Here is a 24,904-nt window from a genome sequence, read left to right as displayed (position 1 = left end):
CGCGCTGGCAAGCGCCGCGCGTCACCCCTGCTCGCCCTTCTCCGCCTCGTGATCCTCCTTCAGATGTCGCTTGCGGATCTGGTGGGTCGTGAACCAGATCAGCGCGATCGCGACCGGCACGAAGGCGGCGGTGGCCAGCGTCGGATCGACCGGCAGGCCGCTGTCATGCGCGCCCTTGGCGAGATAGCCGAACAGGCTGACGACGTAATAGCCGATCGCGGCCACCGACAGTCCCTCGACCGTGCTCTGCAGGCGCAGCTGCAGCTTGGTGCGCTCGTTCATCGAGCGCAGGAGATCGCGGTTCTGCTGCTCCAGCTCGACATTGACGCGGGTGCGCAACAGATCGGCGGCGCGCGCCAGCTTGAGCGACAGGTTCGACTGCCGCCCCTCCAGCGCGTTGCAGGTGCGCATCGCCGGCGCGGTGCGCCGCGCCAGGAACGACGACCAGCTCGAATAGGGCGCGACCGGCTCGCCCTCGATCACCGACAGGCGGGCCTGCACCAGGTCGTAATAGGCGCGGCTGGCGCCGAACCGGAACAGGCTGCCGGTGGCGCCGCGCTCCAGCAGCGCCTCGAGCTCGGTCAGCTCGCGCAGCAAATGGTTGTTGAGCTTGAACGATTGCGCGCCCTGCATCTCCGCGAGCACCTCGACCAGCCGCCGCTCGATGCGGTCGACGTCCGGCGCCAGCGCCAGCGCGGCCGGCAGGCCGAGCAGCGCCAGGGTGCGGTAGGTCTCGAGCTCCAGCACGCGCTGCACCAGCGCGCCAAGCCGCTCCGGCGTCGGGCCATCGGCGCAGACCAGGATGCGGGTGAAGCCGTCGTCGTCGAGGCGGAAGTCGGAGGCGACCGCGCCGGCGCTGCCCTTGATCGCAACGATGGCGAGGCTGCTCTTGTCGAAGATCTCCTCGGCGCGCGCCACCGGATCGGCGGCGTTCTCGACCTCGAGCTTGACCGCCACCAGCAGCTCGCCGGCCTGCGGCAGCGCCGCGATCAGCACCTGCAGCTCGGGCGCGATGGCGCCGAAGCGGCGCGGGCCTGAGTCCGCGGGCGAGCTCCAGATCCAGGTCAGCGTGGCGAATTCCGAATGCTGCTCGAAGCGCAGCCTGACCGGGCCGAGATCGACCTGGTGATGCTTCACGCCCGGCTCCGGCGGCAGCGCGCCATGCTGCGCGCAGAACGCGGCAAGGCTGGCGCGGTCGGTCGCCGCGCTGTCGCCTTTGGCCATGAAGGCGAAGCGGATCACCAGCACCGGCTGCGTCAGCGGCGTGAACGGCCGCGCATGCACCTCGTTCAGCACGCTCTCGCGCAGCGCGTGCGGCGTGAAGGCGGACTTGTCGAGCGACGTCATCGGCAGAGCCCACGCGTGAGAGCGACACCTGACGCAGACGATTGCGCTGCGCCTGAATTGATCACCCCCATCATGCCGTGCATCCCCCTGACTTCCATTGTCGTCCGGCCGCCGACGCGCCGGCAGCATGTGACACCACTGTAGTGCAATTCAATGACGGCGCCACGGCTGCGGCGATGTCATGCGTGTTGGCGGCTCTCTCAGCGCGCCCCTCCGCCGCAATCACCGATGCGATGTTGCACGATGAGGAGCGGGCATTCATTCGATCGATCATGACCAGCGCACGGCTGGTGACCGACCGGGTTGATCCCTGACATTTTGGACCGGGCTGATCCCTGACACTATTCGATCACTGCTGTGTTGTCTCCGCCGTTTCCTGCGCGACGCGGAGCCGCGCACGCGGCGGAGCAAAGCGCAGGAAACGGCGGTCGCGGTCGATCAGCCCGAGGTCTCGGCCCCAGAAGCGGACGATGTGGCCGCCGGTATCGTGCTTGGCGAGGCCGATGAGTTCGCCGGCGAGCGCTTCGCCAACGAAGACGTGCTCGCCTTGCCATTTGATGTCCCCGGTGGGACGCACGCGGCGGACCTCGTGATCGGCGTCGTACCAGGGATCATCGAGACGGTCTGGCATGAAGCGCACCGGCCTGCGCCAGAGCTTGACGGGGGCCACCTGGTCGAGCGCCTCGTGCGGCCGCTCCTCGTTGAAGTGGCGGCGAAAGGCGTCGAAGCGTCGCTGCTGCTCGGCGGCCGTGTCTGCCGGTGGCTTCGACGTCTCGGCCTTCAGCGTGCGGTGCATGCGCTCGTGCCGGCCGTTGTCCTGCGGGCTCGCTGGTGGGATGTAGCGTGGCTCGATGCCGAGCTTGAGCCACCACACCGAGAGCGCCGAAAGGCCGCCAGCTCCCGTCGATCCGAACGGTACTCCATTGTCGGAGCGGATCGCGTCGGGAAGGCCGATATCCTTGAAAACGCGCTCCAGAGCGCCCTTCACGCCAGCCCAGGTCGGATCGACAATGCGCACCTCGATGAGATAGCGGCTCGCCGCATCGGTGAGTCGGCGTGGCTGCGCTTCGACCAGGCCTTCACGCTTCAGGAGGTCGCCGATCGTCGAGGCCGCCGGCCAGTCGACCTCCGGCCGCTCGCGCGCGAGCCAGGCCTTGATCTTCTTGGGGCCAAAATGCGGAAACCGTCGTCGTGTTGCGATGATGCGCCGTGCCAGCCGGTCCGCTGTGGCGTGCGGGCAGTTCTGCACGGCGTGGCTCTTCTCCTCGAACCACTGCGGATCCCCGCTCGCGCGGCGGCGCTCCCAAACGTAGAACGTCTCCCGGCTGATGCCGTGCCGCGCGCACAGCTCCGTCACCGAAAAAGCTCCCGTGTCGTACTCCCGAAACAACCCGATACGCTGCTCCACAGGACTGCTCTCCCTGAAAGGCATCGACCGATCCTCCTTCGAATCGGACGAAGCTTGCCTGTCAGGAATCAACCCGGTCTGAATTGTCAGGACTCAGCCCGGTTCATACCCTGGGCTACCCCCACCCCCGACCCCTCCCCGCAAGGGGGAGGGGAGCGCATCGGCTTCGCGGTGAGAGGTCGAATCCGACGGCGGATGTCCGGATGCGACCGGCGGTGGACAGCGTGAGCAACACGCCCGTCGCCCGTCGCCGTCACTATCGCGCTTGAACGTAGTAACGTCTCTACATATGCTCTGCCGTCAGAGGGATAACGACCACTGCCAGGAGGCCGGCCATGACCACGCTGACCAGCCGCGAGTTCAACCAGGACACTGGCCGCGCTAAGAAAGAAGCGGCCAACGGGCCGGTGTTCATCACCGACCGCGGGCGGCCGGCGCATGTGCTGCTGACCATCGAAGACTATCTCCGCCTGGCCGGCGGCGGCATGAGCCTCGCCGACGCGCTGGCGCAGCCGGGGGCCGATTTCGAGTTTGAGCCGTCGCGCATCGCCGGGCCGATCGGCCGGCCCGCCGACCTCGACTGATGTTCCTGCTCGACACCAACGTCGTCTCCGAGCTCCGACGCCGCGACAAGGCGGACCGCAACGTCGTCGCCTGGGCGGCGGCGCGTCCGGCCGCGAGCGTCTTCCTCTCCGCGATCTCGATCCTCGAGATCGAGTTGGGCGCGCAGCGCGTTGCGCGCAGAGACCCGACCCAGGGAGCTGCGCTGCGGGCCTGGATAGACCAGCATATCCTGACGCATTTCGACGGCCGTATTCTCGCCATCGACACCGCGGTGGCGCAGCACTGCGCGCGCCTGCATGTGCCCGACCCGCGGCCCGAGCGCGACGCGCTGATCGCCGCGACGGCGCTGGTCCACGGGCTGACCGTCGTCACCCGCAACACTGCCGATTTCGTCGCCACCGGCGTCGCGCTCCTCAACCCGTGGAGCGATGCAGACGGCGCGCCCTGAGCCACGCGGGGAGCGCCGCGCATGCAGGGCACGCAGGCCAACCGCGCCCGCTCCGCAGAATCGTCACATCCGCCGCGTCGGCGAGATGTATTATGGATCTCGACCATCACACCCTACCTCTGTCTCATCCCACAGGACGTTTCATGACCCTCTCCTCCATCGTCGCGCGCGGTGTCGCGCTGGTTGGCAATGCGGCGCTGCAGTGGCGCAAGCTGCAGGGCGAGACGCCGCAGCCGGCGTGGGGGGCGCAGCCGCAGATCCCGGTGGCGAAGCCGCAGGGTCTGCTGCCGACCCTGAAGATGCCGACGGCGCGGGGCTGGCGCGACGGCGAGAAGCCGGTGGCGGCGGCGGGGCTGAAGGTGAATGCGTTTGCCACCGGGCTCGATCATCCGCGGTGGATCTATGTGATGCCGGACAAGTCGGTGCTGATCGCCGAGGCCACCCAGATTCCGAGCCCGGTGCGCAACATGTTCGGCTATGCGATGCAGGCGACGATGCGCCGCGCCGCAGCGCTCGGCGTCAGCGCCAACCGCATCACCCGGCTGGTCGATGCCGATGGCGACGGCACCGCCGAGATCAGCAATGCCTTCATGGAAAATCTCAGCCAGCCGTTCGGCATGGCGCTGGTCGGCAACACCTTCTATGTCGGCAACACCGACGGCATCGTCGCCTTCCCCTATGCCGCGGGCGCGGAGCGCATCACGGCGCAGGGCAAGCGCCTCACCACGTTCAAGCCCGGCGGCCATTGGACGCGCAGTCTTTTGGTCAGCCCCGACGGCACCAAGCTCTATGCCGGTGTCGGCTCGCTCACCAACATCGCCGAACTGGGCTTCGAGGTCGAACAGGGCCGCGCCTGCATCTATGAGCTGGACATCGCGAGCGGCGCGAGCCGCATCTTCGCAGGTGGCCTGCGCAACGCGGTGGGGCTGGCGTTCGAGCCACAGACGCGGGTGCTGTGGACCGTCGTCAACGAGCGCGACGGGCTCGGCGACGAGACGCCGCCGGACTATCTCACCTCGGTGCGCGAGGGCGGCTTCTATGGCTGGCCCTATTGCTACTGGGGCAGGACGGTCGACGACCGGGTGCCGCAGGATGCGAGCCTGGTCGCGACCGCGCTGACGCCGGACTACGCGCTCGGCGGCCACACCGCCTCGCTCGGCCTGTGCTGGCTGCCGGCGGGCACCTTGCCCGGCTTCCCCGAGGGCATGGTGATCGGCCAGCACGGCTCATGGAATCGCAGCAAGCTGTCCGGCTACAGGGTCGTGTTCATTCCGTTCGAGAACGGCAAGCCGTCGGGCCCGGCGCGCGACATTCTCTCCGGCTTCCTGGCGCCGGACGAGAGCTTCTCCTATGGCCGTCCGGTCGGTGTCGTCATCGGGCCGGACGGATCGCTGCTGGTCGCCGACGACGTCGGCAACTGCATTTGGCGCGTGACGGGGGCGTGAGCCTCGCAAGCGAAGGCCGAGGCCGTGATCGGCCTCGGCCTTGCGCATGTGCCGCCATGCTCAGTCGTGGCCGTAGTACTGGCGATTGCAGTAGCGGCGGCCGGCTTCGTGCTTCGCCGCACGCTGGGCCGGGGTGGCGTTTGCCGGGATCAGGAAGTTGCCGCTCGCAAACAGCTGCAGGCAGTTGACGTAGTTCTTGTTGCCGAGCCATTCCCAGCCGGCAGACGCCGGCGATGTCGATGCTGACGCGAGCAGGCTCGCGCCCGCGACGATGGCGGCGGCGAAAAGACGAATGCTGGAAGTCATGACCTTGTCCCTCGTTGCTTGAGGCTGCCCCTGCAGCCCATGCGAGGATCATGACGGTCAGGGCGCGCTGCTTCCGTGACGGTCCGCACAGAGAGGGATGATGCCGCATGGACGGCGCCGCGGCGCTCCGCCGCGGAACAAGCATCACGCCCGCGACGTTGTCCGGCACAGCGACAGGAGAGTTCCATGGCCGACAATGTCAATCCCGATCGGAAGCAGCCGGGCGAGCATCGCGAAGGCAAGTTCCACTACAATCCAGGCAACCAGGCCGGCAAGACGGTCGAGGTCGGCAAGCCCGAGAGCGAGCAGGTCAACAACAAGGACCGCATCCAGAACCGCGAGAAGCCGCAGTCGCGGTGAGGCGGCCCCCTGGACTTGATTTCTCGTCATGCCCGGGCTTGACCCGGGCATCCATCGCTACCGCGACAAAGCAGCTGGATGGCCGGGTCAAGCCCGGCCATGACGGCGGAGAGAGGACCGCCGACCCTATCCCTCAAGCAGAAACGCCAGCGCTGCATCACACGGCGCCTCGACCTTCAGCGACAACAGCTCATCTGCGCGGGTGCGGCCGAGATTGACGGCGGCGATGGGGATGGCGCGGTCGGCGGCAGCGCGGACGAAGCGGAAGCCGGAATAGACCATGAGCGAGGTGCCGACCACGAGCATGGCGTCGGCCTGATCGACATGCCCGCGCGCCGTGGCGACGACGTCGCGCGGCACGGTCTCGCCGAAGAACACGACGTCGGGCTTGAGGACGCCGCCGCAGGCGTGACAGGCCGGCACGGTGAACTCAGCGAAATCGACACCGTCGAGATCGGCGTCGCCATCGGGCGCATCGGCGGCATCATGCGCCAGCCAGCGCGGATTGGCGTCCGCCAGCTCGTCCTGAAACTGGGCCCGCAACAGCGTCGCGCCGCAGCCCATGCAGCGGACGCGGTCCAGCCGGCCGTGCAGGTCGATGACATTGCTGGTGCCCGCGGCCTGGTGCAGCCGGTCGACGTTCTGCGTCACCAGGAGCGAGCAGCGGCCCTGCGCCTCCAGCCGCGCCAGCGCATGGTGCGCGCCGTTCGGCTGGGCGCGGCCGAAGCGCCGCCAGCCGACCATGCTGCGCGCCCAGTAGCGCCGGCGCGTCTCCTCACTGCCCATGAAGGCCTGATAGGTCACCGGCGGCGTGCGCTTCCACTGCCCGTCATTGTCGCGATAATCGGGAATGCCGGAATTTGTGCTGCAGCCGGCGCCGGTGAGCACGACGATCCGGTGGTGGCTGTCGATGAAGGATTTTAGCGCGAGAGGATCGATCATGGCGCAGATGTAGGCGGCCAGGCCGGGCCGCGCCAGTCCGTCACCAGGCCAAGGTCCGTCAGGTCGTGCCGGGTGGCGGCACGGTCGCCAGCCAGTGCCGGGCGATGTCGGCGCGCGGCGCGATCCAGGCCACGCCGCTGCCGGTGACGTGGGACAGGATGCGGTCGAGCGCGCCGATCCGGCCGGGGCGGCCGATCATGCGCAGATGCAGACCGATCGACAGCATCTTCGGCGCCGTCGCGCCCTCACGCGCGAGCCAGTCGAAGGCGTCGATGACGTAGTCGGCGAAGTCGGCGCCGCGGAAGCGCGAGCCGTTGAAGAACTGCATGTCGTTGCTGTCGAAGGCGTAGGGCAGCACCAGATGCGGCCGGCCGGCGACGGCGACATAGTACGGCAGGTCGTCATTGTAGGCGTCGCTGTCATAGAGGAAGCCGCCCTGCTCGACCAGCAGCCGGCGCGTGTTCGCTGACGCCGCCGAGCGCGTATGCCAGCCGAGCGGACGCTTTCCGGTGACGCGCTGGATCGTCTCCACCGTGCGCGCGATCACCCGGCGCTCCTCGGTCTCGCCCATGCCGGCGTGGCTCTGCCAGCGCCAGCCATGCGCCGACACCTCGTGGCCGCGCGCCACGGCATCCCGTGCCAGCTCCGGCGAGCGCTCGACGGCGCGGCCGCAGGCGCTGACGGTGACCTTGACGCCGTGGGCGTCGAACAGGTCCATGATACGCCACCACGCCGCGCGCGTGCCGTATTCGAAATGGCTGTCGATACAGGGGTCGGGGCCGTCCAGCCGATGCACGACCTCGTAGATCGCCTCGTTGCTCGGATCGCCGTCGCACACCGAGAATTCCGAGCCCTCCTCGAAATTCACCACCAGCGACACCGCGACGCGTGCGTCGTCGGGCCAGCGCGGATGCGGCGGCCTGCCGGCATAGCCCGTGAGATCGCGGCGGAAAGCAGGCTGTGGGGTCATCGTGTCAATCCGCGGTTCCAGCCATGCGGTGCAGGCCGACCAGGCGGTCGCTGATCAGCAGCAGCACCAGGGTGCCGGCGAGAATGAGGGTGGACAGCGCCGCGAGCGTCGGATCGGGCGCCTCCTCGATATATTGCAGCATGCGGATCGGCAGCGTTTTCGAGCGCACGTCGGTGAGAAAGATCGAGACGGGATAGTTGTCGAACGAGGCCAACAGGCTGAACAGGCCGGAGATCAGGAACGACGGCGCCAGCGCCGGCACCATCACGCGCAGCACGCTGCCGGAATAGGTGCAGCCGAGCGTGCGCGCGGCTTCGATGAGGGTGAAGTCGAAGCGCGAGAGGCCTGCGATCATCGTGCGGGCGACATAGGGCAAGGTCACCACGAGATGGGCTACCAGCAGCGCGCTCCAGGTCGCGGTGAAACCGATCATGCGGAAATACTGCAACAGCGCGATGCCGAGCACGAGACCCGGCATCATCAAAGGCGATACGAGCAGCGTCCCGATCGCGGTTGCACCCGGCAGTCTGCCCCGGGCGATCGCGATCGCGGCAAGCGTGCCGGCGACCAGCGAGAGCACGGTCGACAGCACGGCGATCTGCAGCGACAGAAATAACGACGGCCAGAAACCGTCGAGCCGCCCGATGCGGCCATACCAGCGCAGCGAGGCGCCCGACAGCGGCAGGTCGAACACGGGCGTCGGCGAGATTGACGCGGCCGCGATCACCACAAGCGGCAGCACCAGGAACAGCGCGAGGCCAATCGCGAGCAGCCAGCAGATGATGATGGCGACGCGCGTCATCATGTCGGCTCGCGCGACGGCAGCGTGCTGAGCGCGACGACGATGACCGCAATCGCCAACAGCACGACGCCGGCGGCGGCGCCGAAGCCGGGTTCGCGCGCCAGCAGATAGGCCTTGGCGATGGTGGTGGCGAGCGTCGGATATTTCTCGCCGATCAGAAGCGTCGGCACCACATAGGCCGACACCGCCAGCGAGAACACCAGCGCCACGCCGGCGATGATGCCGGGCAGGGTCAGCGGCAGGATGACGCGGAAGAACACCACGAGCGGCGAGGCACCGAGCGTCGCCGCGGCTTCCGCGTAGCGGCCGTCGAGCTGCGCCACCACCGCGTAGATCGGCAGCACCATGAACGGCAGGAAGATGTTGACGGCACCTGTTATCAGCGCGGTCTGGGTGAAGATCATGCGGATCGGATCCTCGATGATCCCGAGCGTGATCAGCACTGTGTTGATGAGGCCGTCGCTGCGCAACAGGATGGTCCAGGCGAACGCCTTGACGATGACAGAGGCTGCGAGCGGCAGGAACAGGGTCGCCAGCAGGACCGAGCGCAACGCGCCGAGGGCGCGGGCGAGCGCGAACGCTGCGGGATAGGAGATGAGGAAGGCGATCAGCGTCGTCAGCAGGCCGAGCCGCAGCGAATTCCAGATGATTCCGAGATAATAGGGCGTACCGAGCAGCCGCGTGTAGTTCGCCGACGTGATGCCGCCTTTGCCATCGAGCACGCTGACGCCGAGCAGCAGCGCCAAGGGCAGCACGAACACCAGCGCGATGATCAGCGCCGATGGCGCGACGAAGCCGAACGCGGCGAGCCGCTCGCGATCGGGCGCGGGCTTGACAATCGGTGCTGGCAACACGGCGTCGGTCATGGTCAAGCCTCGGCGGCGAAGGCGAAGGTCTCCGACACCGGCCATGCGAAGCGGACCTCGTCGTGCACGCGCGGCAGCTCGGCCTCGCGCCCCGACAGCTCGGCGAGCAGGCTCGCGCCGGCGCCGGCATCGACATCCACGAGAGTCCGCGAGCCCTGAAACACGACGGAGCGCACCCGTCCGGCCGCGGAGTTGGCACCGTCTCCGGCGCCGAGACGCAATTGCTCCGGCCGCGTCGCCACGATCACCGAGGCGCCGGGCTGAAACGCGCCGCGCGCCGACAGACGGCCGACCGGCGTCACGACGTCCACCGTGCCGTCATGCGCGCCGACCACCTGGCCCGCGATGCGCGTCGACAGTCCGACGAAGTTGAGCGCGAACAAGCTCGCAGGCCGGGCATAGAGCTCGCGCGGCGCGGCGAGCTGCTCGATGCGGCCCCTGTTCATGACCGCGACGCGGTCCGACATGGTCAGCGCCTCGTCCTGGTCGTGGGTGACGAAGATCGCGGTCGCCTTGACCTCCTGCAGCAGACGGCGCAGCTCGACCTGCATCTCCTCGCGCAGCTTGCGATCGAGCGCCGACAGCGCCTCATCGAACAGCAGCACGTCGGGCTCGACCGCGATCGCGCGCGCCAGCGCCACGCGCTGCTGCTGGCCGCCCGACAGCGCCGAGATGCGGCGGCCGCCGAGATGGCCGAGCTTGACCAGCGAAAGCGCGCGCTCCACCGCGCGATCGATCTCGGCCTTCGGCGTGCCGCGCACCTTCAGGCCGAAAGCAACGTTGCCGGCGACGGTGAGATGCGGGAACAACGCGTAGCTCTGGAACACGACGCCGACATTGCGTCGATGCGGCGGCACATGGGTGACGTCGCGCCCGGCGAGCGAAACCGTGCCGGTGTCCGGTGGCGCCAGGCCGGCGATGGCACGCAGCAAGGTGGTCTTGCCGCAGCCGGACGGGCCGAGCAGGGTGACCAGCTCGCCGCGCCGGATGGTGAGATCGACGCGATCGAGCACGGTCGCCGCACCGAAGCGCTTGGAGACTCCGCTGATGACGAGATGCGGCGCGGCGGTCATGTCATCTCCTTGCTCCAGCGATCGACCCAGCCGGCGCGGTTCTTGGCGATGAAGGCCCAGTCGGGCGCGAACAGCGAGGCCGGATCCGGATAGCCGGCCGGCAGCGGCGTCGCCTTGCTGGTCGGTGCGATGAAGGCCGTCTTGGCCAGGATGGTCTGCGCATCCGGGCTGAGATAGAAGTCGATCACGGCGTCGGCGAGATCGCCGGCCGGCGCGCCTGCGACCTTGGCGATGCCCGACGGCATCGAGAAGCCGCCATCCCTGGGGATCGCGAGATCGACCGGCGAGCCGTCGGCCTTGCGGATCAAGGTATAGGCCGAGAACTGGCCGCCGATCATCCAGGCCTCGCCCTGCTCCAGCAGATTGATGGCCTGCGGTGCGTTCGTATAGACGTTCAGCAGATTGGCCTTCAGGCTCTTGATCTTCTTGAATCCGGCATCGATCTCGTATTGCGCTTCCTTGTAGGGCTTGCCGGTCTCGAGATGCGCGGCGGCGAGCAGCGTCCAGAATCCTTCGGTGTTGGACAACGACGGCACGACGATCTTGGAGTCGTATTTCGCATCCCACAGCTCGGCCCAGCTGCCAGGTGCCGTCTTCATGCGCCTGGTGGAATAGGCGATGCCGACCCACGGCTTCTGGTAGTTGGCCCACATCCCGTCCTGGTGCACGGCGTCGTCGACGAGCTTGCCGAGATTGGGAATCGCCGACGACGACATCCTGGTGATCAGCCCTTCGGCCGCGGCCGGCAGCATCACCGGATCGTCCATGATCACGACGGAGATCTTCGGGCTGGCCTTGTCGGCCTGCATCTTCTGCAGATTGGTCAGCGAGTTCGTCCCCTCGTAGAGCACCTTGCAGTCGAGCTTCTTCTCCAGCACCGGAAACAGATCGGCGTTGAAATATTTGGCGGCACCGGCGGGGCCGCCGATCACGATCTCTTTGGGGGCGGCGCGCACCAGCGCGGGCGCGGCAAGGGTGGCGGCGAAGGCCGCACCGGTTTTCAGGAGGCTGCGGCGGGAGAAGGGGTGCATGAGAGGATCCCGTGTGAGCTGTCGCGTGACGTGTCACGAGGATCAGCAAGCGCCGTGCCAAATGTGCACATTTTTGGATTCATCAACGAGATCATTGCTCTGAGCTCTTCCTCGATCCGCTTCTCGACCGACCTCCTCCCCGGCCGCGAGCATAATGTGCACATTTTTTGGAGGTGACCTGCCGCGGCTTTGGGCCTAGCTACGGAGCATGGCGATGCGAGCGCAGCGAATCGGGAAGGCCAATCCCGCCGAGGACGAGGCGGTGTATCAGGCCATTCTGCGCGCGCTGCTGGAAGGCAAGCTCAAGGCCGGCACCAAGCTCGCCGAGACGCCGCTGGCCGCGGTCTTCGGCGTGTCGCGCGAGCGCATCCGCAAGGTGCTGCACCGGCTCGGCGCCGAGCGGCGGCTGGAGATGATTCCGAACCGCGGCGCGCGGGTGCCGCGGCCGACGCTTGATGATATCAGACGGGTCTATGAGGCGCATCGCGTGCTCGAGGCCGGCGTGCTCAGCCAGTTGGTGCTGCGGATCGACGATGGTTTGCTCGCCCGGCTCGACGCGCATCTGGCGGAGGAGCGCGCGGCGGCGCGGCGCGGCGATCGCGCGACCTCGGTGCGGCTGTCCGGCGCCTTCCACGTCCACCTCGTCGATTCCATCGGCAATCCGGAATTGTCGCGCATGCTCGGCGACCTACTCAGCCGCTCCTCGGTGATGGTGTCGGTGTACGAGCCGGCGGCGCAGTCGATCTGCGCGGTCGACGAGCATGGCGCCATCGTCGCGGCGCTGCGCGACCGCGACCTGATGCGGGCGATCGCGCTGTCGCGCGAGCACTTCCTGCATGTCGAGGGCCGGCTGCGTCTCGACGAGTCCCCGGCGCCCGACGGCGTGGATCTCGCGGCGATCTTTGCGCCGGTCAAGCCACGCCGCAGGGTGCGCTCAGGATCGTCTTGACGCTCCTGAGCGTCGGCCGTCACGTCCTCGGCGGGCTGTTCGGCGGCGCGCACCAGGGCAGCGCCATCCGTGGCATGTAGTGGCCGCTCCACGCGCAGACCTCCTCAGGCCCCCTGCGCTTGAGCGCCATCTTGACCGGCTCGGCCTGGCTGATGCCGACATGGAGCGCGAGCAGCGCCGCGCCGATCGGATAGGCGAAGCGGGAGAAGCGCAGGTCCGCCAGATGATCGAGCAGGACCATGCCGGCAATGATGATCAGGGGATCGGTGAAGACGAAGTACTCGACCTTCAGCCCGCGGCGGACACCGAGCGTATCGATGCCGACAGCAGCGAGCATCAGGAGAATGGCCTGGATGGCCGCCTGCCGCTCACCGCGGCGCCAGGCCATGACGATGCCGGGGATGATCAGCCAGGTCAGGAACACCGTGGGCCGCGCCGATGTTTGCAGCACGAAGGTGTAGCGCCTGATGACCCCGAACAGCCCGGACAACAACAGCCCGATCGCACCGCTCAGGCTACCGGCGGCATCTGGCGCGTCGACAAAGGTGATCATCTTCTCCAGCGGATTGAGCACGACGACGACATCGTTGACGTCGTAGCTCAGATCCAGCGCGAGCAGGCCGATGACGGCGCCGGCGACCATCGCCAGTAGCGCCGCAACAGTTTCGGCCGCGCTCACGCGCCACAGCCACGCGAAGACGACCATGCAGGCCGCGATCAGGCCGAGCAGCGCGAGCTGATAGACGCCGAAGCGGCCCAACAGCATGGGTTTGAGGCCGGCAGCCGTTGCGTTGACAGGATCGAAGCCGGCGACGATCAGGGGCCAGGCAGCGCTCATGGCGAGCAGCGCAGCGATCCCGGCGACCAGCACGGCCGCCCAGGCGCGCGGCGATTGCCAGAACGCAACGCTTCGGCTCGTCGCCGTGCCGAACGGCAGCACCAGCACGGGGATCGCGGCGATTAACAGGATCGCATGGACCTTGTTCTCCAGACCGAGCGTGCAGAGCGTGGCGGCGAGCCCGATCGCAAGCGGACGCGCGAGGCTGGCGCGGCGCGCCGCCACGATCAGGATCATCAGCGCGAGGATGCAGAACGACGCCGCCATCATCTCGCTGCGCAGGATGCGCAGATGCATCTGCGCGCCGCCGGAGAATACGAAGGCCGTGACGGCGAGCATGGCGATGCGCCAGTCCGACACCAGCCGGCGCGCGGCCCAAGCAAAGGCGAGGATGATGCCGGCGGCCGTCAGCAGCGCGGCGACGCGTCCGGCATGAACGGCGCCGGTCATCGCGACATCGAAGGCGGCGCGATCGGCGGGGATCGCCGACAATGTCCAGGCGTCGAGCAGGCCGAGCCGATGCAGCAGCGCGAACCAGGTCTCGACCGACAGGATGGTGAGATAGGCCGGGTGATCGAAGAAGGCCTGCGCGCCGCCATCGTTCATGGCGAGCGCGTTGTAGATCATCATGAAGTCCATGTCGGCATTGCGCCAATAGACGGTGAAATAGCCGACGGCCAGGAACGACACGAGCGACAGCAGCAGCGCGACCGCGACGCCGCCGTGCCAGCCGAAGCGCGTCAGGCGATCGAAGGCGTCACGAGGCGGATTCGATGTTTTCGGTATCGTTTTCTTCGTCATGCGCGGGCTTGTCCCGCGCGTCCACGTCGTCCTTCCTCGGCGAAGGAAGGCGTGGAAGGCTGGGTCAAGCCCGGCCTTGACGACGTAGTCCGATTGGCAAACGATCGGCGCAGCCTCCTCTGAGGCTGGACACCGCGAACTCCCGTCATCCTCAGATCGCCTTGATCTTGAAGAACGCGAACACGACCATCTTGAGCAGCATCCAGCCGTGGCGGAAGCGGGAGATCTGAGTCTCGCCATAGCTGCGCGCGGCGTAGCGGATCGGCAGGTCGATCGATTTCAGGTTCAGCTTGGAGGCGCCGAAGATCAGGTCGAAATCGCCGAACGGATCGAAATCGCCGAAATAGGCCTTGCCGGCCTTGAGCCTGACATAGTCGCTGCGGCGGAGCACCTTGGTGCCGCAGAGCGTATCGGTGTAGCGCTGGTTCAAGAGCCACGAGAACAGATAGGAGAAGGTCTTGTTGGCGATGAGGTTGAGGAAGCGCATCGCGCCCTCGTCCATCGGATAGACCAGGCGCGAGCCGTTGATGAACTCGCCCTTGCCCGAGCGCAGCGCCTCGAAAAACTTCGGCAACTGCTCCGGCGGCATGGTGAGGTCGGCGTCCAAAATCATCAGCACGTCGCCGCGTGCCGCGTCGAAGGCCGTGAACACCGCGTCGGCCTTGCCCTTGCCGGGCTGCCGCATCAGCTTGATGTCGTGGTCCGGGAACGCCTGGCGCACCCGCTCCATCTCCTCATAGGTGCCGTCCCTGCTGTGGCCCTCGATGAAGATGATCTCGATGTCCGGGCAGAACGCGGCGATGCGCTGCACCGCGGGCTCGATGTTGCCGCGCTCGTTGCGCGCGGGGATCACGACGGTCGCCGAGCGGACGTCATCGCTCACGCAGCGGAGCGAGCGCGACACCAGATAGTGCCGCAGCGACAAGGCGCGCAGAATCGGGAGCACGCTGAGGAAGCGGTTGGCGAAACGGCCGAGGCCGTAGAGCCGCAGCGGCGACAGCACGCGCTGCTCGGATTTCACCGGATCGAAATCGGCAAGCTGCGCGAGATTGCGCAGGTCGGCCGGCGACAGCACGTTCTGCTCCGGCTGCGGCATCCGCAGGCCCAGTGCCTCCGCAGCCTTCAGCAGCGGATACCAGAGGTGCGAGAAGTAGCCGATGACGAGGCGCGTCTCGCGCGTGCACAAGGGGTGCAACTGCTCGATGAACTGCTGGCAGTCGTCGAGCGAACCGATGGTGTCGAGCACCAGAATGACATCGAACGGGCCGCTGGCGGCGGCGAGCGTGGCCGGATCCTCCGCGTCGCCCAGAATGAAGGTCAGCTCAGGATGCCGGCTGCGGGCGATCTTGATCTGCTTTTCGCTGAAGTCGATGCCGACGCCGTAGGACGGCGCGAGCGATGCCAGGGTGTCGCCGAGGCCGCAGCCGATCTCGAGCACGCGGCTGCCCGGCGGGATCAGGAAGCGCAGATAGCACGCGTCCTCGCTGTGAAAGAACGCCGCCTTGTCGCGCCAGCTGGCGCGCGCATCGGCGAAATCGTTGGCATGGTCGAGGATGGCCGCCTTGCGCGGTGACAGCGCCTTCGTTGCCGACGACGGGGTTGCGGCAACCTGCGACCGCTCGCGTTCGTCCTGCCGGACCTGCTCGTCCAACTCCGCCACCTGATACCACCCCTGTTAGGAACTACGTCCTTCTAGGCCAGCCCGGTTGGGCGGAGTCAAGGCGGCGGCAGAGAAGTCCTCCGCTCTGTTGGCATCGTGGCGCCCCAGCTCTGACGCGCGACGGAAACGAGCAGACATCGGCCAGCCACAATGAGGCAGCCGCGATCGTTCGCACCGCATACTTCCGATCTTTGCATCTCATTCGCGCTCGCAACTAAGCGGGCGCGGGAAGACCGGCGACGCTGGACCGTCGTTGCCAGATTGGCGCCGGCACCGACGGCTTGAGCGCCCGCGCGCCTGCCTTCGCGGGGCACGGAAGCACCTGACGAGCCCGCAGTCGCGGCTTCCCCTCCTATCAACAGCTGCGCTCACCGTCCGCAGCAGAATTTGTATTTCTTGCCGCTACCGCACGGGCATGGATCATTGCGGCCGACCTTCGCGGTGGCGGCCGCCCGCTTCGGCTGAGTGACGACGGCTCGCGCGTCACCCTCGACGAAGCGCCAGGCGCCGTCGTCGTCGCGGCGAAACTGTGAGACCTCGTGGCGCTCGATGGTCTTGCCGGCCTCGCGATAGGTTGCGACGAAGCTGACGACGCCATCGGCGTCGCCGGGCTGGCCGCGGACCGACGAGACGATGCGCAGGCCGAGCCATGTCGCGCGCGTCGCCCAGGTTCTCGCCACGGCGGCATCGAACGCGCTGCGACGGTCGGCGGCGAGCGTCGATTCGATGTAGCCGATGTCGCCGCGCGTATAGGCCGTATAGCGCGAGCGCATCAGAGCTTCGGCCGTCGGCGGGCGATCATCACCTTGGAGATAGCGACCGCAACAACGATCGTAGGGAAAGCCTGAGCCGCAGGGACATTGCATGAGACGACGACGGAGCTCCACATTCGAGATCCTACCATAGCGCGCCGCAAGGCCGAGGCACCCGCGCGTTCGTCCATTGAACAAGAAGGGCGTCACTTGCAGTTGTGACCGCAAAGACGCAGTTCTCGGTTGGCGATCATCCGATATGTGAACGAGGACCTGGCACCGTTTCGAAACCGGCGAATCCGTGTTAACCATTGGTTAAGAACAAGGGTGTTGGGCGCACGGCTGACCGGCCCGGCCCCGCGCGGACCAGAACCTTCCGGGCGCCGCCTCATTACGTGGCGCTTGTGACCGCAAGCCCTCCGCATCATCGGCGGATCAGGGCGCGTGAGACGCCAACGATTTCTTCGCGCGACGCCAGCCCGGCCGCAACAACGAAAGCCCGCTTCGAGGCGGGCCGCTGCTCGATTCCCGATCAAACGTACACCCGATGCCGGCGCGAGACGCGCTGCGTGCAAACGCAGCGTCGCGCCCATCACCACCGATTGGAGCAGCCCCGATGGCTGATGAGTCCGTAGTCGCATCCATCATTCCCTGGCAGCAGCCGAAGACGGCCAAGCCGCGTCCGAAGCGGGCAAAGATGGTCAAGCCGCGTCCGCGTCCCCGAGCCGACAAGGCTGAGAAGGCCAAGACGGCGGCGCTCGACGACGAGATGCTGGCCTCTGAGACGCTGATCATGCCGGACTTCCTGGAGTTCGTGAACGAGCCGGCGAAGAGCCGGGCGGCGGCCGAGCCGGCACGGACGGAGGCCGCCGCGAGCGCGGCCGCCGCGGCGATCCCCGCAGCAACCGCGCCGACGACAATGACACCGCGGGAAACGCCCGCGGTGATCGAGGGCGAGGTCGTTCCGGCCGCCGCGCCGGTCACTCCGGCCAAGGTCGCACGCGGACGCCTCACCGCCTCGTCGATCCTGCTGCAACTCGCCGCGCTGGCGCTCGCCGCGGTCGGCATGGCGATGAACGGCTGGTTCGCGCATTCGCTCGGCTCGAACAGCACGGCCGGCTGGATGTTTCTTGCGGTCGGGGTCACCGCCGACCTCGTCGCGCTGGTGATGCCGACCTGCGCCGCGCGGCTGTGGCAGGGGCGCCATCGCGCCTCGGCACTGACCGGCTGGACGGTGTGGCTGATGACCTTCGTGTTCGCGGTCACCGCCGGCATCGGCTTCGCCTCGACCAACATCAGCGACGTCACCTTGGCGCGCGCCTCGCGGGTGACGCCCGCGGTGCAGGCCGCGCAGACGGCGCTTGCGGATGCCATGACCGCGCGCGACCGCGAGTGCAAGGGCGGCGTCGGCAAGTTCTGTCGGGAGCGCGAGGCCGCCGTCGCCGAACGCCGGCTGGCGCTGGACGCGGCGATGTCCACGGTGAGCCAGACCGCCGACCCGCAGACCGAGGCGGCGATCAAGCTGGTGGCGTGGGTGTCGCGCGGAGTGGTGAAGCCCTCCGCCGAGGACTTCATCATGCTCCGCCTGATCCTGCTGGCGCTGCTGCCGCAGATCGGCGGCATCCTGCTGATGGTCGGGCGAAGGGTGTGAGGTTCCTTTTCGCGGCCTGCGAATTTCGTTGCGGGGGCGGCTCAGCGCCTGCTGCGGCCGCGTGACCCCTGCGCACGATGCGCGGCGCGCCACGCGCTCTCGAGCACGGGGCGCAGGCAAGCGGCGGCGTCGACATCGGCCAGCGACACGGTGGTCCAGCCCTGATCACCCCATTTGTTCGGGACCCGGCGAAACACGCCGGGCAGCAGACCGGCATAGTGCTCCTGCTCGTCGGGGGTGAGCAGGACGTTGGCGGATGCGCCATCAGCGGCCAAGGTCGCAAATGTCCGGTGCAGCTTGAACGCAGTGCGATCGAAGTGAGGCGCCTCGGTCGTTCCGGCGAGCGACAAAGCGAGCGTACGAAATTCGTCACCGGTCATCTCGACGCGCCTCGTGCGATCATATTCGAACGATAGGACTAGCACCGGCCATGGCGGTCCGCCATGCGGGGCGCACTGCCGCCCTGCACGCGAACGTGATGCCCGGCACCCCGGAGCCTTGATGCATGTCAAAACTATACGACGCCGTTTCTATATGGCTTGTCGCAGGATGGATCAGAGGAGAGCAGCCATGCCGGCACAGAGCACGATGCAAGTCTACCTGAACTGGGCCAGGGAGCGCCTCCACGAGATGGATGCCGCGCTGGAGTCGCTAGGGGTCAAGGCAGTCGAGGTCGAAGCAGCATCCAAGGTGAAGACCGAGGAGATCATGGCGGACTTGAAGAAGCGCCGCAGCGACCTCGAAGCCCTGCTCAAGACGCAGGCAGCGGCCGGCGAAGCCGCGATGGCCAGCGCGAAGTCCGAGCTGGACGCGCACTGGGCCGGATTCGAGGCGCAGATGAAGGCCTATTTCGACGCCGCCGGCAAGCAGGCCGCGCAGCAGCAGGCGACCTTCAAGGACATCGCCGCTGCGCAGGCAAAGGCGTGGCGGGAGTCGGCCGACAGGTTTCGCGAGGCGGCGGCCAAGGTGACGACGGTCGGCACCACCGATCTCGACGCCGTGCTGAAGCAGCTCAAATCCGACGCGGCGGAGGCCGGCGCCCATCTCGAGAAGCTGAAGCAGACCGGCAGCGAATCCTGGTCGGTGTTCAGCGCCGCCCTGAACGAATCCCGCAAGGCGTTCGACCAGGCCAACCAGGCGGCCTGGAATGCGTTGAAGGGGCCGGGCGCGAAGAGCTGAGGGCATGCGCTACCGACGATTGCTGCAGCCAACGCTGGTGGCCTGCCAATGCCATCAGCGGCCGATCGGGTCGGACATGCCAGCGATAAGGGCAACGACCGTTAGGGACTGAGTTCAGTTCCCTTTCGGTCCATTACGTTGCGGCACTCCGCTGACGCCCGGACTGATCGCGAGCGTGGTGCCCGCGGCACCTCCCGCTTCATAGGCCGCCGTCGACACCATCCGGCTGGTGCTGCGCGCCGACCGCAGCTTCAGATCGAGCTTGCCGAATTCGGCATCGACCACCGAGGTCTTGAGCACGACCAGACCGCGGCCGCCGCTTTGGTTGACCTGGTCCCGGGCCGCCTTCATCGCCACCAGGCGGTCGGCGATCGACACCACCATGCCGAGCGCGAAGGAGGCATTGGCGAGATGCCGGTCCTGGTGCCGGAACCGGCGGTACTCGGCCGAGGTCTTGAAGCGACCGAGTTCGGCGCGCACGGCGTTGTCGATCAATTCCGCCAGATAATGCGCAACCTCGACATCCGCGGGGAGACCGAAGAACACATAGCTCGCCTCGCCGGCCGGGTTCTTCTCGCGCCAGACCCGGCAATCGCAGAAATGCGCGATCGCACCGATGCAGTCGTCGAGCGGAATGCGCTTCTTGCGATGGGTCTCGTAGACCTTGCGCTCGCACGCCGACGCCCGCAGCTCGAGGTCCGACAGCGACAGGTCGTGGCGATCGAGCAGCTCGGCGACTTTGGCGGCCGCGGACAGCGCCTCGTCCTCGGTGCAGCCATTGGCGATTGTCTTCGCGCGCAAAGCCTGAATGCGGGATTTCAGCTTGTCGAGCGCAACAGGATCGGAGGCGGCAGGATCGAACGTCTGGCTCACCGATCACGGCTCATATGAAGCCCCGCTGGGAGGTGGCGGACGGGGGAACTGGCGGAGAGGGAGGGATTCGAACCCCCGATAGGCTTGCACCTATGCCGCATTTCGAGTGCGGTGCATTCAACCACTCTGCCACCTCTCCAGGCGCAAATCAGGGGCGAGCCCCCGGGTCGGGCGTCGTTCTAGGGCACGATGCAGGGGGTGACAAGGCAGCCGGCCGAATTTTTCCCCGGACCGTCGCGCGGCGCGCGCAGGCCGGTTGCGGTCGCTCGGGGAGGCGGACCGCTCGCGCGGGTCAGTCGGCTATACCGCCCGACCCGCGCGTCCCGAAGGCCCGAGACTGACGCGTGGGCCCTTCGAGCACTGTAGATACTGGTGCGCTCCGGTCAGCGGAACAGGTCGAAATGGTAGTTCACGCCGGCCCGCACCGTGTGGATCTTGGCTGCCCGCCAGTCCGGCAGACCGTCGTGCTTGAGGTCGGTGTAGAGATATTCGAGCTTGGCCGACCATTTCGGCAGGAACGCCCATTCGGCACCGCCGCCCGCGGTCCATCCCATCTTCACCTTGTGGATCGGACCGTCCTTCAGCTCGCCGGCCGCGAGGCCCGCAGCGCCGTACAGAAACAGCCGCTGGTCGAGCAGCGTGACGCCGGCGCGGGCGCGGCCGGAGGTCAGCCAGGGCGCACTGATGGCGGGATTGACCAGGTCGCCCTTGCGCGACAGGCCGGTGAAGCCGAGGTCGTTCTCGATGCCGACCACGACGAGCGGCGAGAGCTGGTAGTTGTAGCCGGCCTGCAGACCGCCAATGACCCCGGACAGCTTGCCGCCATTGCCGCTCGCAGCATTGGCGAACCCATCATTGCCGGTGAAGGCACCGCCGACATTGGCGCCGGCATAGAAGCCGGTCCAGGAGAACGGCGCCGGCGCAGCCGCATAAGCCGGCGCCTTGTACGCGGTCGCCGGCAGATCCGCCGCCTGCGCCCCGCCGCAGGTCAGCGCGGTCACCGCCAGGGCGGCCAGCCAAGATCTCGCGCCTCTGATCGTCATCTGCTCATACTCCGTTTGGGCGCGAGCGCGCCGTCAAAATCCCACCCCATTTGGGATGCCCTCTTATAAACCGACTAGACGGTTTGTAAATACGGACTGGCATCATGCCGAGGATTTTTTGGTCGTTGCAGGCCACGATGGCTGGCGGAGGTCGGAAGGACAAAGGACAAGCAAGAGGGTGGGACCGCCGTACGCTGACACATACCGGCGGTCCCGTGTCGCTACATCTTGGGGAAACCGACGGAAGAGACGGGGGTCAATCCGGCCGGCCTGAGCGACGCCGGCGACCCTGGGCCATCTGCGCGTGCATCGCAATGTGAACCGTTCCTTAACCTAACCAGTCAAGGTTACCGGGTTTCAGGCCATCCGATTGGTTGCACGGCGGTTTTCCGCACGTCTTGGACCGGGGAGGCCCCCCGCTGCAACGCAGCATCGCTCCCTCCGGGCCGCCGAGAGACACAGTGGTGCGGCCGCGCCGACGCTCAATCCTTCTTCTTCTTGGCCGCCTTCTTGTCGTCGCCCTTCTCGTCCTTCGACGTGTCATCCTTGTCCTTGCGACCGTTCTCCTTACGACGGTTGGTGAAGCGGGCATTACCCAGCCCGGTGCCGATGGTCAGCACGCCCCAGCGCTCGAACTCCTGCATGAACGGCACCTCGGACAGGCCCTGGACGACGCCGTCATTGTGCATCAGCACCGCGGTGTCGTGATCGCCGATCATCGGGATCGCCTCGACCAGGCTGGCCGGAAGGTTGAACTTGCTGCTCTCCCAATTGCCCGGCAGGTTCTGCGCACCCTTCTCGATCGAGCCGTCCTCGCTGATCACGCCGGGACAGGCAATGCCGATGAACGGCGCGAGCCTGAGCCCCTCGGTATCGGCCTCCTCGATTAGGCCCTTCAGCATCTTGGCGAGCCGCTTGACGGCGCCTTCCCGCGTCGGCTCGTCGTCGGCATGGCGCCACAGATCGGACTTCCAGACCGACGCCTTGGACAGGTCCGGCGCCTTTTTCCGGGCGGTCTCGACGACGCCGCAGCGGATGTTGGTGCCGCCGATGTCGACCGCGAGGATGCTGTCATGGGCCTCGAAGATCCACGACGGCGCCAGATGCAGCGCGCCGATCAGCCCGGCATCGTCGGGATGGTAGCGGATCGGCTCCAACTCGACGCCGAAGCCCTCGTCCTTGAGGATGATCTCGGTGCGCGCGATGGCGAGCTCGCCGAGCCGGGAATCCCGAAAGCCACCGCCGACCACGATGCATTCGGTCTTGGCCCAGGCCTTGGTGCGCAGGAAGCGCCGGGTCACATAAGCGAGCTCCTGGGCGAATTCCTCGATCGCCGAATGCACCACCGCCGAAGCCTCGGTGTCGTCGCCGACCAGGATTGCGTCCAGTGCCTTCTTGCTGATGGTGTCGCTGTCCTCGTCACCGAACGGGTCCTTGTCGGATTTGCGCAACGGCTTGCGCCAGCGCTCGAGGATCTTGCGGAACGCGCCCTTGGAGGCGCGATCGCCGAGGAAGCCATCCTCGTCCTTGAGTTCGATGTTGAAGCTGTCGATCTCGACCGACGGCAGCCGCGCCGCGCCGTGGCGGGCGATGCCCGTGGTGGTCATGACGTCGTCGGCCATCGGATCCCTGCCGTGCTGTGCGTTGGCCCGAACAACGGCGCAGGCGACAGTTTGGTTGCGGCGGGAGAGGCGAATGGCGAATAGGGAGAAGCGAATAGGGGTCGAGGTTGGCCGCCACCTGCGTTCCCTACTCGCGCTACTCCCTATTCGCCCCTTTCCCTTGACTCGTCAGCCGACCCGGCTATAAGCACCCGATCGACCGGCGCGGGTGTTCTCGCGCCGTTTGTCGTTGCGCGTATCCGGCGGGTGTTGAGCCCAAGGGCGCGACGCCGGTCCCGATCGGGCCGGACTTCATGAACCATAACGACTGAACAAGAAGCCGACCCGGGGCCATGGTGCTTCGAGGCCGGGATCGAACACGAAGGATGAGAACGATGTTCGCAGTCATCAAGACCGGCGGCAAGCAATACCGCGTCGCCCCGGATGATGTGCTCGAGATTGGCAAGATCGACGGTGAGCCCGGTACGATCGTACAGCTGAACGAAGTGCTGGTGGTCGGTGGCGACACCCCGGTGCTGGGCGTGCCCGCCGTGGCCGGTGCGTCCGTGGCCGTCGAGGTGCTCGACCACAAGCGCGGCCCCAAGGTCATCGCGTTCAAGAAACGCCGCCGCAAGAATTCGCGCCGCAAGCGCGGCTACCGGGACGAGCTGACGCTGATCCGCGTCAGCGAAATCCTGACCGGCAACGCCAAGCCGACCAAGGGCCCGCGGCCGAAGAAGGCCAAGGCGGAAGCCCCGGCGGCCGACGCCGCCGAGTAAGCGTGCCGGCGCGATTGCCGCGCCGCATTGGCTTGAACCCTCATCGCGCGGATTTTTCGTCCGCGCCCAGCAAATGTGAATGATCCCTTGGCGGAATCGCGCTAAAGGTGATCGCGAGATCGGAGACGAGCGATGGCTCATAAAAAGGCAGGCGGTTCATCCCGCAACGGACGCGACTCCAAGGGCAAGCGCCTCGGCATCAAGGCGTTCGGCGGCGAGCGCGTGATTCCCGGCAACATCATTGCGCGTCAGCGCGGCACGACCTGGCACCCCGGCCTCAACGTCGGCATGGGCACGGACCACACCCTGTTCGCCAAGATCGAGGGCGTCGTCGAGTTCCATGACCGGGCCAACCGCACGTTCATTTCGGTGCGGCCGGTAGCCGCCCAGGCTGCCGAATAGAATAACGGTGGAACAACATGCGTCCGCCGGGTCCTGATGAACCGGCGGAGCGCCAGATGGCTCCAGGGGAGGCGGGACAACCGGCCTCCCCTTTTCTTTTTCGCTGATCAGTTGATCCCGAAGCGTCGATGGAGCCCGACATGCTGCAGGACATCACGACTCCCACCTTGCGCGAGGCGAGACCTTGCGTCCTCGAGACCCCCCGGCTGACGCTGCGTGCGCCGGTGCTCGCGGACGTGACTGCCATCGCCCGGCTCGCCGACGACCGTGTTATCGCCGAGAACACCCGCCGCCTGCCGCACCCATATTCAGAGGTCGATGCCGCTCGCTTCGTTCGCGCGCTGGAACAGACGGGCGAGACCGCCTTCCTGATCGAGCATCTGGACACGCCGATCGGCATGGTCGGGATCAATCGACCAGCAACGGGCCGCGCCGAGCTCGGCTACTGGCTGGGCGTTGCGCATTGGGGCCGCGGCTTCGGCACCGAAGCCGCGCGCGCCGCAATCGACCATTTCTTCGAGACGAGCGAGGACAATTTGCTGATCGGGCACGCCCGCGTCAGCAACCCAGCCTCGCGCAACATCCTGGAAAAGTGCGGCTTCCAATGGACCGGCGTCGAGCTGCACCGCTTCGAGGTGATCGGCTCCTCCGCCCCGGTCGACGCCTTCCGCCTCACCCGCGGTGTCTGGGGGTCGCTGAAGGCCTGGGCCAACGCGGGACGGCGGAACTAGGCCGGGCCACCCTCCCCTGGAGGGGGAGGGTCGCCTCACGCGGAGCGAAGCGACACGTGAGGCGGGGTGGGGTGATCCCTCCA

At 67.2% G+C, this 24,904-nt stretch carries 26 protein-coding genes and 1 tRNA gene; 10 read left to right on the top strand and 17 right to left on the bottom strand.

The genetic code is table 11. From position 1 onward, the window contains the following. Positions 1-21 precede the first annotated feature (21 nt). Together QX121_RS11320 and QX121_RS11315 are read right to left on the bottom strand one after the other, a co-directional pair. A complete protein-coding gene (locus tag QX121_RS11320; RefSeq protein WP_315811944.1) occupies positions 22-1,347 on the bottom strand; it encodes a DUF3422 domain-containing protein in 1,326 nt (441 codons plus the stop codon). Positions 1,348-1,696: 349 nt separating this feature from the next. Further along, entirely contained in the window at positions 1,697-2,779 is a 1,083-nt protein-coding gene (locus tag QX121_RS11315) for an integrase core domain-containing protein (protein WP_315811377.1), read from the bottom strand. A 311-nt stretch (positions 2,780-3,090) separates the two neighbouring features. Here QX121_RS11315 and QX121_RS11310 point away from each other — a divergent pair, with 311 nt between their 5' ends. The 3 genes from QX121_RS11310 to QX121_RS11300 all read left to right on the top strand — a co-directional run bounded on the left by QX121_RS11310 (position 3,091) and on the right by QX121_RS11300 (position 5,212). Then, on the top strand, positions 3,091-3,339 hold the full coding sequence (locus QX121_RS11310) for a type II toxin-antitoxin system Phd/YefM family antitoxin (protein ID WP_315811943.1): 249 nt from the start codon (positions 3,091-3,093) through the stop codon (positions 3,337-3,339). Next, positions 3,339-3,767, top strand: a complete 429-nt coding sequence (locus QX121_RS11305) for a type II toxin-antitoxin system VapC family toxin (protein ID WP_315811942.1) — start codon at positions 3,339-3,341, stop codon at positions 3,765-3,767. The genes QX121_RS11310 and QX121_RS11305 overlap by 1 nt, the downstream gene beginning before the upstream one ends. A gap of 143 nt (positions 3,768-3,910) precedes the next feature. Beyond that, complete coding sequence (locus tag QX121_RS11300; RefSeq protein WP_315770520.1) at positions 3,911-5,212, top strand: sorbosone dehydrogenase family protein; 1,302 nt, start codon at positions 3,911-3,913, stop codon at positions 5,210-5,212. 60 nt (positions 5,213-5,272) lie between these two features. On the opposite strand, the gene QX121_RS11295 is transcribed toward QX121_RS11300, so the two are convergent. Next, positions 5,273-5,518, bottom strand: a complete 246-nt coding sequence (locus tag QX121_RS11295) for a hypothetical protein (RefSeq protein WP_315770522.1) — start codon at positions 5,516-5,518, stop codon at positions 5,273-5,275. Between the two features lie 186 nt (positions 5,519-5,704). Here QX121_RS11295 and QX121_RS11290 point away from each other — a divergent pair, with 186 nt between their 5' ends. After that, positions 5,705-5,878: a hypothetical protein gene (locus QX121_RS11290; protein WP_315811941.1), complete on the top strand. Its 174-nt coding sequence runs from the start codon at positions 5,705-5,707 to the stop codon at positions 5,876-5,878. Between the two features lie 126 nt (positions 5,879-6,004). On the opposite strand, the gene QX121_RS11285 is transcribed toward QX121_RS11290, so the two are convergent. The 6 genes from QX121_RS11285 to QX121_RS11260 are packed head-to-tail and all read right to left on the bottom strand — an operon-like array spanning position 6,005 to position 11,562. Further along, the gene (locus QX121_RS11285) at positions 6,005-6,820 is read right to left on the bottom strand and encodes an NAD-dependent protein deacetylase (RefSeq protein ID WP_315811940.1); all 816 of its coding nucleotides are present in this window, start codon (positions 6,818-6,820) and stop codon (positions 6,005-6,007) included. 58 nt (positions 6,821-6,878) lie between these two features. Continuing rightward, complete coding sequence (locus QX121_RS11280) at positions 6,879-7,790, bottom strand: polysaccharide deacetylase family protein (RefSeq protein WP_315781566.1); 912 nt, start codon at positions 7,788-7,790, stop codon at positions 6,879-6,881. Between the two features lie 4 nt (positions 7,791-7,794). Then, positions 7,795-8,595, bottom strand: a complete 801-nt coding sequence (locus tag QX121_RS11275) for an ABC transporter permease (RefSeq protein WP_315781570.1) — start codon at positions 8,593-8,595, stop codon at positions 7,795-7,797. Beyond that, complete coding sequence (locus QX121_RS11270) at positions 8,592-9,458, bottom strand: ABC transporter permease (RefSeq protein WP_315811939.1); 867 nt, start codon at positions 9,456-9,458, stop codon at positions 8,592-8,594. The genes QX121_RS11275 and QX121_RS11270 overlap by 4 nt, the downstream gene beginning before the upstream one ends. A 2-nt stretch (positions 9,459-9,460) precedes the next feature. Beyond that, complete coding sequence (locus tag QX121_RS11265; RefSeq protein WP_315811938.1) at positions 9,461-10,531, bottom strand: ABC transporter ATP-binding protein; 1,071 nt, start codon at positions 10,529-10,531, stop codon at positions 9,461-9,463. Then, a complete protein-coding gene (locus QX121_RS11260) occupies positions 10,528-11,562 on the bottom strand; it encodes an extracellular solute-binding protein (RefSeq protein WP_315797869.1) in 1,035 nt (344 codons plus the stop codon). The genes QX121_RS11265 and QX121_RS11260 overlap by 4 nt, the downstream gene beginning before the upstream one ends. A gap of 208 nt (positions 11,563-11,770) precedes the next feature. Between QX121_RS11260 and QX121_RS11255 the strand changes: the two genes are divergently transcribed. Beyond that, positions 11,771-12,511, top strand: coding sequence for a GntR family transcriptional regulator (locus QX121_RS11255; RefSeq protein ID WP_315811937.1), 741 nt, complete (start codon positions 11,771-11,773; stop codon positions 12,509-12,511). Between the two features lie 19 nt (positions 12,512-12,530). On the opposite strand, the gene QX121_RS11250 is transcribed toward QX121_RS11255, so the two are convergent. From QX121_RS11250 to QX121_RS11240, 3 genes are all read right to left on the bottom strand, one after another. Further along, positions 12,531-14,150, bottom strand: coding sequence for a hypothetical protein (locus QX121_RS11250; protein ID WP_315811936.1), 1,620 nt, complete (start codon positions 14,148-14,150; stop codon positions 12,531-12,533). 151 nt (positions 14,151-14,301) lie between these two features. Next, positions 14,302-15,810 (bottom strand): bifunctional class I SAM-dependent methyltransferase/glycosyltransferase family 2 protein, encoded by a 1,509-nt coding sequence (locus tag QX121_RS11245; protein ID WP_315811935.1) that lies wholly within the window; start codon positions 15,808-15,810, stop codon positions 14,302-14,304. Positions 15,811-16,178: 368 nt separating this feature from the next. Then, complete coding sequence (locus QX121_RS11240) at positions 16,179-16,676, bottom strand: YchJ family protein (RefSeq protein ID WP_315812023.1); 498 nt, start codon at positions 16,674-16,676, stop codon at positions 16,179-16,181. A gap of 502 nt (positions 16,677-17,178) precedes the next feature. Here QX121_RS11240 and QX121_RS11235 point away from each other — a divergent pair. Beyond that, entirely contained in the window at positions 17,179-18,213 is a 1,035-nt protein-coding gene (locus QX121_RS11235; RefSeq protein ID WP_315811934.1) for a hypothetical protein, read from the top strand. Between the two features lie 41 nt (positions 18,214-18,254). On the opposite strand, the gene QX121_RS11230 is transcribed toward QX121_RS11235, so the two are convergent. Next, positions 18,255-18,593: an MmcQ/YjbR family DNA-binding protein gene (locus tag QX121_RS11230; protein ID WP_315811933.1), complete on the bottom strand. Its 339-nt coding sequence runs from the start codon at positions 18,591-18,593 to the stop codon at positions 18,255-18,257. A 190-nt stretch (positions 18,594-18,783) separates the two neighbouring features. Here QX121_RS11230 and QX121_RS11225 point away from each other — a divergent pair, with 190 nt between their 5' ends. Next, on the top strand, positions 18,784-19,392 hold the full coding sequence (locus QX121_RS11225) for a hypothetical protein (protein WP_315811932.1): 609 nt from the start codon (positions 18,784-18,786) through the stop codon (positions 19,390-19,392). Positions 19,393-19,506: 114 nt separating this feature from the next. Here the strand turns inward: QX121_RS11225 and QX121_RS11220 are convergent, their stop codons facing one another. From QX121_RS11220 to QX121_RS11205, 4 genes are all read right to left on the bottom strand, one after another. Continuing rightward, on the bottom strand, positions 19,507-20,265 hold the full coding sequence (locus QX121_RS11220) for a DUF2786 domain-containing protein (protein ID WP_315811931.1): 759 nt from the start codon (positions 20,263-20,265) through the stop codon (positions 19,507-19,509). 49 nt (positions 20,266-20,314) lie between these two features. Further along, positions 20,315-20,404: transfer RNA gene (locus QX121_RS11215), tRNA-Ser, on the bottom strand. Positions 20,405-20,648: 244 nt separating this feature from the next. Further along, positions 20,649-21,308 (bottom strand): outer membrane protein, encoded by a 660-nt coding sequence (locus tag QX121_RS11210; protein ID WP_315811930.1) that lies wholly within the window; start codon positions 21,306-21,308, stop codon positions 20,649-20,651. A gap of 482 nt (positions 21,309-21,790) precedes the next feature. Continuing rightward, positions 21,791-22,930, bottom strand: a complete 1,140-nt coding sequence (locus QX121_RS11205) for an ROK family protein (RefSeq protein WP_315811929.1) — start codon at positions 22,928-22,930, stop codon at positions 21,791-21,793. A 374-nt stretch (positions 22,931-23,304) separates the two neighbouring features. Between QX121_RS11205 and rplU the strand changes: the two genes are divergently transcribed. The 3 genes from rplU (at position 23,305) to QX121_RS11190 (ending at position 24,821) form a co-directional block, all read left to right on the top strand. Next, positions 23,305-23,688 (top strand): 50S ribosomal protein L21, encoded by a 384-nt coding sequence (gene rplU / locus QX121_RS11200; protein ID WP_315757168.1) that lies wholly within the window; start codon positions 23,305-23,307, stop codon positions 23,686-23,688. Positions 23,689-23,820: 132 nt separating this feature from the next. Beyond that, complete coding sequence (gene rpmA / locus QX121_RS11195; protein ID WP_008961804.1) at positions 23,821-24,090, top strand: 50S ribosomal protein L27; 270 nt, start codon at positions 23,821-23,823, stop codon at positions 24,088-24,090. 140 nt (positions 24,091-24,230) lie between these two features. Then, positions 24,231-24,821, top strand: a complete 591-nt coding sequence (locus tag QX121_RS11190) for a GNAT family N-acetyltransferase (protein WP_315811928.1) — start codon at positions 24,231-24,233, stop codon at positions 24,819-24,821. Positions 24,822-24,904: the final 83 nt, after the last annotated feature.

This window comes from Bradyrhizobium sp. SZCCHNR2028 (genome assembly GCF_032380995.1).
GTDB lineage: Bacteria > Pseudomonadota > Alphaproteobacteria > Rhizobiales > Xanthobacteraceae > Bradyrhizobium.
This window is presented reverse-complemented; position numbering and strand designations above follow the sequence as displayed.